Origin of the sequence: Cellulomonas sp. PS-H5 (genome assembly GCF_019265565.1) — a bacterium.
Classification (GTDB): domain Bacteria; phylum Actinomycetota; class Actinomycetes; order Actinomycetales; family Cellulomonadaceae; genus Cellulomonas.
Genome location: NZ_JAHVCI010000048.1, coordinates 23,832 through 33,235, shown reverse-complemented (window position 1 = coordinate 33,235; position 9,404 = coordinate 23,832). Strand labels below are relative to the sequence as shown.

Here is a 9,404-nt window from a genome sequence, read left to right as displayed (position 1 = left end):
CGCGCCGCCCCGGCCGGGCCCGGCCGGCGGCGCCTGCGTCCGGCTCCGCTCGCGGCCCCGGACCCGGCCCGCGCCGGGCTCAGCCCCGTGCGCGCCCCAGCAGGTCCCCCAGCGCGGCCGCGACCGCGCCGGGCGCCTCGACGGCCGTGAGGTGCCCGGCGCCCGGCACGACCACGGCCTCGACGCCGAGCGCCGCCGCCATCCCCCGTGCCTCGGCGACCGGCGTCGGCTGGTCCTCGTCGCCCACGAGCACGAGCGCCGGCCCGCGGTACCCCGCGAGCACCGCGGTGCGGTCCGGCCGCGCGGCCATCGCGCGCTGCGACCAGGCCACCCCGGCGGGCGGCTGCGCCGCGATCAGCGCCTCCAGCCGCGCGACGAGCTCGGGCCGCTCCCGGGACGCCGCGCCGAGCAGCGCGGTGGCCATCGGCAGCACCTCGTCCACGGTGCCGCTCGACTCCACGGCGTCGGCGACCCGCAGCCGGTTCGCGCGGGCCTCGTCGGTGTCGGCGGTCGCCTTGGTGTCGAGCAGCCCCAGCCCCGTGACGAGCTCGGGGTGCCGCTCGACCAGCGCGAGCGCGACGTAGCCCCCCATCGACAGCCCGGCGACGACGGCGCGCGCGTGCCCGGCCTCGGCGAGGACGGCCGCCACCGCGTCCGCCGCGGCCTCGAGCGACGGCTCCGGCTGGGCGCCCCCCTGGGCCGCGCCCAGCCCGGGCAGGTCGACCGCCAGGACCGGGCCGTCCAGCAGCGGGGCGACGTCGGCCCACATCCGGGAGTCGAGCGGGAAGGCGTGCAGCAGGACCAGCGGCACCCCGGTGCCGGGTCGCAGCGCGTGCAGCGTGACGGTGGCGGTCATGCGTCCTCCTGGTCGGATCCGGCGAACGCCTCGCCGTCGGGCGACTGCGGGACGGCGGGCGCCTCGGCCTGCTCGCTCGGCCCGTCCCAGGTGGTCGGCAGCGGCACCGGCAGGCCCGGGCGCACGTGCCGGACGATCTCGTCGAGCACGCGCCGCACGTACGGCTCCCCGACCCACAGGTGCTTGGCGCCGTCGACGCCGATCACCTCCGCCTGGTGCACCCGGGCGAACCGCTCGCGGGCCTCGGCGGGGCGCAGGTAGTCGTCGTGCTCGGGGACCAGCACGACCAGCGGCTTGCCGTCGGCGTCCCAGGCGTCCAGGTCGGCGTCGGTCGCCCGGTGCAGCGGCGGCGACAGCAGGACGGCGCCCTCGACTGCGGGGTCCAGGCCGTGCATGAGCGCCAGCTCGGTGCCGAAGGACCAGCCGACGAGCCAGGGGTGGGGCAGGTCGCGGAACTCGGCGAGCTCGATCGCGGCGTGCACGTCGAACTTCTCCGCCACGCCGCCGTCGAACGCGCCCTCGCTGGTCCCGCGCGGGCTGGACGTCCCGCGGGTGTTGAACCGCAGGACCGCGACGTCGGCGAGCGCCGGCAGCCGCCAGGCGGCCTTCCGCAGCACGTGCGAGTCCATGTAGCCGCCGTGCGTCGGCAGCGGGTGCAGCGTCACGAGCGTGGCCGCGGGGGTGCGCGGGGTGCCGTCGGCGTCGACGGGGAGCGCCAGCTCGCCGACGAGCGTGAGGCCGTCGGCGGTGTGCAGCTCGACCTCCTCCCGGTGCGCGGGCAGGACGGTCAGCGACCGGATGGGTGTGGGGGCGGCTGCGGTGGTCATCGCGGTCGAGCGTAGTCCGGGTGGTCAGCGCCGCGTCGGTCCCCGCCGGTGCCGCGCCGACCAGCACGCGGAGTGCCAGTGCCGGCGGTCCGCCAGCGCGGAGTCGGCCCCGAACAGCCCGTCCGACCGCCAGGCGACGACGTGCGGCGTGCCGGGGGCGATCTCCTGGTCGCAGCCCGGGCAGCGGAACGTGCGGTCGGACCCGCCGACGCGCTGCACGGTCCACGCGCCGTCGGCCGCCTCCTCGGACGTGCGGCCGCCGCGCACCCGGTCGAGGTCGAGCGGGACGTGCTCGGCGGCGTAGGGGCGCTTGCCGGAGCGGCGGGAGGACGGCACGCTCCCGATTGTCCCCCGGCGCGCCGGAGGGCGGCCACCGTGCGGCGACCGCCCTCCGGCGTGCGTGCGGTCCCGGGCGAGGCCCGGACCGGCGTCAGGACAGCCCGGCCGCCGAGTCCGCGGGCGCGATCGTCCGCGTCGCGACGAGGTCCCGGTACCAGAGCGCCGAGTCCTTCAGGGTCCGCTCGAGCGTGTCGTAGTCGACCCGCACGATCCCGAAGCGGCGGTCGTAGCCGTACGCCCACTCGAAGTTGTCCATCAGCGACCACACGAAGTAGCCGCGCACGTCCGCGCCGGCGTCCATCGCGGCGCCGACGGCGTCGATGTGGTCGTGCAGGTACTCGACGCGGTCGAGGTCGTGCACCCGGCCGTCGGCGGACACCTCGTCGGCGAACGCCGCGCCGTTCTCGGTGACGGCCAGCGGGATCGACGGGTACCGCTCGTGGATCTCGAGCAGGAGGTCGGTGAGGCCCTGGGGCTCGATGTTCCAGCCCATCGCCGTGTGCGGGCCCGGCTGCGGCAGCCACTCGACGTCGTCGCAGCCCACCCACGGGCTGACCACGGACGACTTGTGCCCGTCGACGCCGGGGCTGCCGTCGCCGACGACCGGCTCGCCGTGCAGCCGCTGCACCCGGCCCGTCGAGTAGTAGTTGATGCCGAGCAGGTCGATCGGCTGCCGGATGAGCTCGAGGTCGCCGTCCTGCACGAACGACCAGTCGGACACCGCGGCCGTCTGGGCGAACACGTTCTCGGGGTACCGGCCCTCGAGCAGCGGCTGCAGGAACACCTCGTTGGCGACGGTGTCCACCTGGCGCTTCGCCTCGACGTCCTCGGGTGCGTCGGACGCGGCGCGGGTCACGTGCAGGTTGAGCGTGATCGACACCTGCGCGGCGTCGCCCAGCACCTCCCGGATCGCGAGGGCGGCGAGGCCGTGCGCGAGGTTGAGGTGGTGCACGGCGGCGAGCGAGGCGCCCTGCTCGGTGCGGCCCGGGGCGTGCACGCCGGAGGCGTAGCCCAGGTACGCGGAGCACCACGGCTCGTTCAGCGTGGTCCACACCGTCACCTTGTCGCCCAGCACCTCGGCGAGCTTGCGGGCGTAGTCGGCGAACCGGTAGGCGGTCTCGCGGTTGGTCCAGCCGCCCTCGTCCTCCAGGGCCTGCGGCAGGTCCCAGTGGTACAGCGTGACGACGGGCTTGATGCCGGCGGCGATCAGCCGGTCGACGAGGTCGGTGTAGAAGGCCAGGCCCTCGGCGTTCCACTCCCCCGACCCGGTGGGCTGGACTCGCGGCCAGGCGATCGACAGCCGGTAGGCCTGCAGGCCGAGGGACTGCATGAGCGCGACGTCCTCGGGGACCCGGTGGTAGTGGTCGGCGGCGACGGCGCCGGTGTCGCCGTTGAGCACGGCGCCCGGGCGCGCGGAGAACGTGTCCCAGATGGACGGCGCGCGGCCGCCCTCGGTGGCGGCCCCCTCGATCTGGTACGCGGCGGTGGCGGACCCCCAGAGGAAGTCGGCGGGGAACGTGCGCCCGGAGGGGCGGGAGGTGGTCATCAGGAGCTTCCTCGGTTCAGGTGGGTGAGCCGCGGGACGGCGATGTCGAATCGATACGATACACGACCGATGGGAGCGCTCCCGCGCCCCCTTGCGCCCGGACGCGCCCGCCGAGATGGCAACTCTCGGCTCTGCGCGGCGGGTGCCACGCACCCGAGAGTTGCCATCTCGGCGACGGGGTGTCGCCCGGGCCGGGCGAGAGGGGGCGGGTCAGGCGGGGAGGGTGAGCTCCGCGCGCGAGCCCTCGGCCGCCTGCGGCGTGCCCAGGGCCGCCGCGACGTGCCACGTGGCCGGGACGGCGCCCGTGGCCTCGACCGTGACCGTGGAGCCCGAGCGCCGCGCGACGAACTCCACGTCCCCTGCCTTCCCGCGGACCGTGGTCCGCGCCTCGGCGCCGTCCGCCAGGCCGAACACCCGCAGCGTGACGCCGTCGGCGTGGTCGTAGTCCGGGCGGTCGGTGCGCGCGCCGACCGGCAGCAGCGTGCCGGGCCGGACCAGCACGGGCAGCGAGTCGAACCCGTGCCGCTGCCGGTGCCACCGCGGGCCGGACACCGTCGAGCCGTCGAGCAGCGACGTCCACTCCCCCTCGGGCACGTAGACGTCCACGTCGCCCTCGGCGTTGAACACGGGCGCGACCAGCAGCGACGACCCCAGCGCGTACTGGGTGTCGACCGTCGCGGCGCCCGGGTCGTCCGGGAACTCGAGGAACAGCGGCCGCATGACCGGCAGCCCGTCGGTGTGCGCCTCGCGGCCCACCGCGGACAGGTACGGCATGAGCGACAGCTTGAGCTCGGTGAACCGCTGCGTGACCTTGACCGACTCCTCGTCGAACGCCCACGGCACCCGGTACGACGACGACCCGTGCAGCCGGGAGTGCGAGGACAGCAGGCCGAACGCGAGCCAGCGCTTGAACACCGCGGCGTCCGGCGTGCCCTCGAAGCCGCCGATGTCGTGCGACCAGTAGCCGAAGCCGGACGACGCGAGGGACAGCCCGCCGCGCAGCGACTCGGCCATGGACACGAACGTCGACTCGCAGTCGCCGCCCCAGTGCACGGGGAACTGCTGGCCGCCGGCGGTGGCCGACCGCGCGAACAGCACGGCCTCGCCCTCGCCCTTGACCTCCTCCAGCAGCTCGAAGACCGCCTTGTTGTACAGGTGCGTGTAGTAGTTGTGCATCCGCTCGGGGTCCGAGCCGTCGTGCCAGACGACGTCCGTCGGGATCCGCTCGCCGAAGTCGGTCTTGAAGCAGTCGACGCCCATGTCGAGCAGGGCCCGGAGCTTGCCCTTGAACCAGGCGGTGGCCTCGGGGTTGGTGAAGTCGACCAGGCCCATGCCGGCCTGCCACATGTCCCACTGCCAGACCGAGCCGTCGGCGCGCTTCACCAGGTAGCCGAGCTCGGCGCCCTCGGCGAACAGGTGCGAGCGCTGCGCGATGTACGGGTTGATCCAGACGCACACCTGCAGGTCCCGCTCGTGCAGCCTCCGCAGCAGGCCCTCGGGGTCCGGGAACGTCGCCGGGTCCCACACGAAGTCGCACCAGTGGAACCGGCGCATCCAGAAGCAGTCGAAGTGGAACACCGACAGCGGCAGGCCGCGCTCGGCCATGCCGTCGATGAACGACATGACGGTGGCCTCGTCGTAGTCCGTGGTGAACGACGTCGACAGCCACAGGCCGTACGACCAGTCCGGCACGGCGGCCGGGCGGCCGGTCAGCGCGGTGTACCGGCGCAGCACGTCCTTGGGCTCCGGGCCCGCGATGACGTAGTAGCGCAGCCGCTGCCCGGGGACGCTGAACTGGGTGCGGGACACGACCTCGGAGCCGATCTCGAACGAGACGTGGCCGGGGTGGTCGACGAACACGCCGTAGCCCGCGTCGGTCAGGTAGAACGGCACGTTCTTGTACGACTGCTCCGAGGAGGTGCCGCCGTCCGCGTTCCAGATGTCGACGGTCTGGCCGTTCTTCACGAACGGGGTGAACCGCTCGCCCAGGCCGTAGACGTGGTCGCCCACGCCGAGGCCGAGCTGCTCGCGGACGAACGGCCGACCCTCGGCGTCGGTGACCACGCCGACGCCGCGGGAGGTGGCGCCGGTGACGACCCGGCCGTCGACCTCGACGTCGAGCGCCCACTCCCCCGTCGTCGACACCCGGGCGGTGAGGTTGCCCGTGGTGAGGGACGCGCGGGGGTCGTCGTCGGTGGGCCCGGCGACGACCACGTGCGGCGCCGCGTCGGCGAGCCCGAACGCGGGCCCGTGGTCGACGCCGCCCTGGTGGTGCTCGATCGTCACGCCGAGCACCCCCTCGGCGGGCGAGTCGAGGGAGATCGTGATGAGCGGGTGGTTGAGGGTGTCGCCGCGCGTGGCGAGGCGTCCGGTGCCGGCGTAGGCGGTGAGCGTCCGCTCGCCGAGCACGACCTCGTCGACCGCGCGCGGGCGCTGGACCGTGACGCCGGGGAGGGTCTGCCAGTAGCCGTCGGTGAACTTCATGGGTGCTGCCCTTGCCTTACTTGACCGCGCCCGCGGTGATCCCGCGGGTCAGCGTGCGCTGGAAGATGAGGAAGAAGACGATCGCCGGGATCATCGAGACGAGGGCGCCCGCGTTGGTCGTGGGGGCGTCCATCATGCGGTCGCCCTGCAGCGAGGCGAGGGCCACCGGGATCGTCTGGGTGGCGTTGGTCGTGAGCATGACCAGCGGGATGAAGAACTCGTTCCACGTCCAGATGAAGAAGAAGATCAGCAGGACGCTGAGGGTCGGCCGGACCACGGGGAACACGACGCCCCACAGGGTCCGCCACCGGCCCGCGCCGTCCAGGGACGCCGCCTCGAGCAGCGCCTTCGGGAACGTGCCGAGCACCGAGGACAGCAGGTACGTGCCGAACGCGGCCTGGATGACCGTGAAGATGATGATGACCGACCACTGGTTGTTGGACAGGCCCACCTCCTGCGCCATCTGGAACAGCGGGTAGACCAGCACCTCCTGCGGCAGCATGTTCGCGAGCAGGAACAGCGTGACGATCCACATCCGGCCCTTCACCCGGCCGACGCCGAGCGCGTACGAGCTGAACAGCGACAGCACGACGGCGAAGAGCGCGACCGCGCCCGAGATCCAGACGGAGTTGACCAGCTTCTCGGGGAAGTTGACCCGGGTCCAGAAGTTGCGCAGACCCTCGGTGTAGAACTCCGCCGGCCAGGACAGCGGTCCGTTCTGCGAGTAGTCCGCCGGTGCCTTGAACGCGTTCAGCACCATGATGACGAACGGCACGAGCATGACCACGGCGACCAGGACGGCCGCGGCCAGCACGAACCAGCGCGCGGTGCCCCGGCGGTGCCGGCGGTCGGTGTCGGTGGCCTTCGCGCGCCGCGGGCGCGGCGGGCGCCCGGCGGCGACGGGCGTCGGCAGCGTCTCGATGGGGGCGGCCATCAGCGACCCTCCTCCTCACGGCGGGCGCTGCGGGCCTGCAGCACCATGATGACGACGGCGATCAGGATGATGAGGACCGTCAGGACGTTCGCGATCGCGGCGCCGTAGCCGACCTTCGACTTGTCGAAGAAGTTCAGGTACGAGTAGTACGACGGCACGAGCGTCGACGACTCGGGGCCGCCGCGGGTCAGCACGTAGATCGGGCCGAACACCTTGAGCGCGGCCACGGTGCAGGTGAGCGTGATGACGAACGTCTCGGGCTTGATCTGCGGGATCGTGATGGCGCGGAACCGGTGCCACCAGCCGGCGCCGTCGAGCTCGGCGGCCTCGTACAGCTCGGGGTCGACCCGCTGCAGCGCGGACATGAAGATGACGACCGGGTAGCCGATCTGGATCCAGATCAGCACGAGCATGACGGTCGGCAGCGCCGTGTCCGTCGAGCCCAGCCAGTTGGGCGGGTTCGCGACGCCGATCTCCCGCAGGATCACGTTCACCGCGCCGGTCTGGGAGTTGAGGATCCAGTTCCACAGCACGCCGGCGACGGCGACCGGCAGGATCTGCGGCAGGTAGTAGGTGGCGCGGAGCACCGAGGCCACGCGCGGGCCGAACCGCTTGCCGAGCACGTCGAACAGGGTGGTCGCGAGCAGCAGGCCGATCAGCGTCGGCACCACCACCATCGCGAGGATCATCGCGATCGAGTTCCGGAACGACGTCCAGAACTGCTCGTCCGCGAGCAGGTCGGTGTAGTTGCCGAGCCCGTACCAGCGCAGCGGGGCGTTGCCGCCCTTCCACTTGTGCAGGCTGTACCAGATGTTCATCCCGAACGGGATCAGGATGACGACGGTGAAGGCGATCAGGCCGGGCAGCAGGTAGGGCAGGTACCCGACCCAGTCGCGCGAACGGCGGCCGCGGCGGGTGCCGCGGGTGCGCGGCTCCTGCGGCGGCGCGGCGCGGTCGACGGTGGTCAAAGCGGCTCCTCGCGAGGTGGGGCGCCCGGGCCGGCGGCGTGCACTGCCGGCCCGGGCAGGGGGTGGGGACTCAGCCCTCGAGCAGGTCCGTCTTGCCGTCCTGGTAGGCGGTGGACAGGCCGTCCAGCACCTCCGACGGCGACTTCGACTGGTTGACCAGCGACTGCAGCTCGCTGACGATCACGTCGTAGTAGCCCGGGACCGGCCAGTCGGGGTAGAACGCCAGGCCGTCCTCGTCGAGGATCGACTCGAAGTTCTCGGTCATCTCCTTGGTCTTCTCGTCGGTGATCGACGAGGAGTCGCCGGCGACCGGCAGGCCGCCCTTCTGGCCGAGGATCTCCTGCACCTCGGGGCGCAGCGTGATGTCGATGAAGTCGTACGCCAGGTCCTTGTTGGCGGCGTTCTCCGGGACGACCCACAGGTTGCCGGACGAGCCCGGGTGCATCGTGTTGTCCGGGAACAGCGCCTGGGTCCAGGTGAACGGGATCTCCTCGACCAGGCGGCCGAACCACCAGGAGCCGGAGACCATGATCGGGTAGGTGCCGTTGATGAACGAGACACCCATGTCCTCGGCGGTCAGCGCGGCCGAGTCGGACGCGATGTAGCCGGCCTTGATCCACTCGTCGAGCTTCTCGGTCGCCTGCGTGAACGCCTCGTTCTGGAAGTCGACGTCGTCGGCGAACAGCTGGTAGTCGTCGATGAGGTCGCGGTCGCCGTAGTGCAGCACCAGCTCGTACCAGAGCTGGCCGAGCGGGTACTCCGCGCCGGCCTCGGCGAGCGGGGTGATGCCGGCCGCCTTGAACGTGGCGAGCGCGGCCTCGAACTCGTCGAACGTCGTCGGCTGCGCGATGCCCTGCGCGTCCAGCATGTCCTGGTTGTAGTAGACGCCGACGAACTCGCCGTAGTTCGGCACCCCGTACCAGTCGCCGGAGCCCATGAGGCCCTGCTCGTCGTACATGGCCGTCGTCTGGATCGAGTCGGGCAGGGTGTCCGCCCAGCCGCGGGAGTCGGCCTCCTCGGTCAGCGGGGTGATGAGGCCCTGCGAGGCGAGCTGGCCCGCGGTCGCGTTGCCCTTGTTGTACTCCATGACGTCCGGCACGTCGTCGCCTGTGAGGAAGATCTTCGCGTTCTTCTGGATCTGCTCGAACGTCTGGTTCTCGACGTTCACCGTCACGTCCGGGTGCTCGTCCTCGAAGATCTCGATGGCCTTGGCCCACGCCTGGCCCATCGCCGAGTCGTCGTTCTCGTAGTGCCAGACGGTCAGCGTGTCGCCGTCCGAGCCACCGCCTCCGCCGCTGCTGTCTCCGCCGCACGCCGCCAGGGCGAGCGGCAGGGCAAGCGCCAGGGCGCCGGCCACGTACCGCTTCCGCGCAGATGCCATCACACGTCCTCCTCGTCGAGTTCCTGCTGTGCTGGTCGGGGTCCGGCGGTCGCCGGCGCCCCGTGGTCG

8 protein-coding genes are annotated in these 9,404 nt (G+C 72.6%); all 8 read right to left on the bottom strand.

Going from position 1 to position 9,404, the window contains the following annotated elements:
- Positions 1 to 79 precede the first annotated feature (79 nt).
- Complete coding sequence (locus J5O08_RS16120) at positions 80 to 856, bottom strand: alpha/beta fold hydrolase (protein WP_218707915.1); 777 nt, start codon at positions 854 to 856, stop codon at positions 80 to 82.
- Complete coding sequence (locus J5O08_RS16115) at positions 853 to 1,683, bottom strand: alpha/beta hydrolase (RefSeq protein ID WP_217616901.1); 831 nt, start codon at positions 1,681 to 1,683, stop codon at positions 853 to 855. Before J5O08_RS16115 ends, J5O08_RS16120 begins: the two co-directional genes overlap by 4 nt.
- 24 nt (positions 1,684 to 1,707) lie before the next feature.
- Positions 1,708 to 2,019, bottom strand: a complete 312-nt coding sequence (locus tag J5O08_RS16110; protein WP_218707914.1) for a hypothetical protein — start codon at positions 2,017 to 2,019, stop codon at positions 1,708 to 1,710.
- A 94-nt stretch (positions 2,020 to 2,113) separates the two neighbouring features.
- The gene (locus J5O08_RS16105; RefSeq protein ID WP_218707913.1) at positions 2,114 to 3,568 is read right to left on the bottom strand and encodes a glycoside hydrolase family 1 protein; all 1,455 of its coding nucleotides are present in this window, start codon (positions 3,566 to 3,568) and stop codon (positions 2,114 to 2,116) included.
- A gap of 210 nt (positions 3,569 to 3,778) precedes the next feature.
- On the bottom strand, positions 3,779 to 6,052 hold the full coding sequence (yicI, locus tag J5O08_RS16100; RefSeq protein WP_218707912.1) for an alpha-xylosidase: 2,274 nt from the start codon (positions 6,050 to 6,052) through the stop codon (positions 3,779 to 3,781).
- 16 nt (positions 6,053 to 6,068) lie between these two features.
- Positions 6,069 to 6,986 carry a carbohydrate ABC transporter permease gene (locus J5O08_RS16095; protein ID WP_218707911.1) on the bottom strand — a complete coding sequence of 306 codons (918 nt, stop codon included), beginning with the start codon at positions 6,984 to 6,986 and terminating at the stop codon, positions 6,069 to 6,071.
- Positions 6,986 to 7,954, bottom strand: a complete 969-nt coding sequence (locus J5O08_RS16090) for a carbohydrate ABC transporter permease (RefSeq protein WP_254631208.1) — start codon at positions 7,952 to 7,954, stop codon at positions 6,986 to 6,988. The genes J5O08_RS16095 and J5O08_RS16090 overlap by 1 nt, the downstream gene beginning before the upstream one ends.
- Before the next feature lie 70 nt (positions 7,955 to 8,024).
- Entirely contained in the window at positions 8,025 to 9,335 is a 1,311-nt protein-coding gene (locus J5O08_RS16085; protein WP_147795962.1) for an ABC transporter substrate-binding protein, read from the bottom strand.
- Positions 9,336 to 9,404 lie beyond the last annotated feature (69 nt).

What these genes read in the sequence shown, in the direction of transcription:
- yicI (WP_218707912.1), bottom strand. Translation starts at nt 6,052, where the DNA reads ATGAAGTTCACCGACGGCTACTGGCAGACCCTCCCCGGCGTCACGGTC.
- J5O08_RS16105 (WP_218707913.1), bottom strand. Translation starts at nt 3,568, where the DNA reads ATGACCACCTCCCGCCCCTCCGGGCGCACGTTCCCCGCCGACTTCCTC.
- J5O08_RS16085 (WP_147795962.1), bottom strand. Translation starts at nt 9,335, where the DNA reads ATGGCATCTGCGCGGAAGCGGTACGTGGCCGGCGCCCTGGCGCTTGCC.
- J5O08_RS16120 (WP_218707915.1), bottom strand. Translation starts at nt 856, where the DNA reads ATGACCGCCACCGTCACGCTGCACGCGCTGCGACCCGGCACCGGGGTG.
- J5O08_RS16115 (WP_217616901.1), bottom strand. Translation starts at nt 1,683, where the DNA reads ATGACCACCGCAGCCGCCCCCACACCCATCCGGTCGCTGACCGTCCTG.
- J5O08_RS16095 (WP_218707911.1), bottom strand. Translation starts at nt 6,986, where the DNA reads ATGGCCGCCCCCATCGAGACGCTGCCGACGCCCGTCGCCGCCGGGCGC.